General features: G+C 67.8%; 1 protein-coding gene. It reads left to right on the forward strand.

The features are described 5' to 3' along the window. On the forward strand, positions 1-911 hold a 911-nt coding region (locus A5688_RS23360; protein ID WP_165607499.1), incomplete at both ends, for an AMP-binding protein.

Below are 911 nucleotides of genomic sequence, written 5' to 3' on the forward strand. Positions count from 1 at the left end.
GAAGACTTGCATGCGTTGTTGGTGCGTGAGCAGGTCAGTGTGTTGAGTCAGACGCCGTCGGCGTTTTATGCGTTGCAGAGTGCCGATGCGTTGGCGCCGGAGTTGGGTGAGCAGCTGAAGTTGCAGACGGTGGTCTTCGGCGGTGAAGCACTTGAGCCGCACCGGTTGTCGACGTGGTTGCACCACCACCCGGGCCTGCCCCGGATGATCAACATGTATGGCATCACCGAGACGACGGTGCACGCGTCGTTCCGTGAGATCGTCGACGGTGACGTCGACAGCAGCGTCAGCCCGATCGGGGTGCCGCTGGCGAACCTGGCCTTCTTCGTGCTCGATGGTTGGTTGCGTCCGGTTCCGGCCGGTGTGACCGGTGAGCTCTATGTCGCCGGCGGTGGTTTGGCGACCGGGTATGTGGGCCGGGCGGGCCTGTCGGCCTCGCGGTTTGTCGCCTGCCCGTTCGGCGGGCCGGGGATGCGGATGTATCGCACCGGGGATCTGGTCCGCTGGGGCACCGACGGTCAACTGCAATACATGGGCCGCGCCGACGAACAGGTCAAGATCCGCGGCTACCGCATCGAGCTCGGCGAAATCCAGGCCGCCCTCGCCGCACTGTCCGGGGTCGAGCACGCGGCTGTGATCGCCCGCGAGGACCGGCCCGGCGACAAGCGGCTGGTGGGCTACGTGACCGGCACGGCCGACCCGGCCGAGGTTCGGGCCCAGCTCGGCGAGCGGTTGCCGGGCTACATGGTGCCGTCGGCAGTGGTGGTGCTCGACGCGCTGCCGCTGACGGTCAACGGCAAGCTGGACACCAAGGCCCTGCCGGCGCCGGAATACTCCGACGCCGACCGCTACCGGGCCCCGGTGAGCGCCATCGAGGAGATCCTGGCCGGCATTTACGCCCAGGTGCTGGG

Origin of the sequence: Mycobacterium mantenii, from assembly GCF_001667865.1 — a bacterium.
GTDB classification, from domain to species: Bacteria; Actinomycetota; Actinomycetes; order Mycobacteriales; family Mycobacteriaceae; genus Mycobacterium; species Mycobacterium mantenii_A.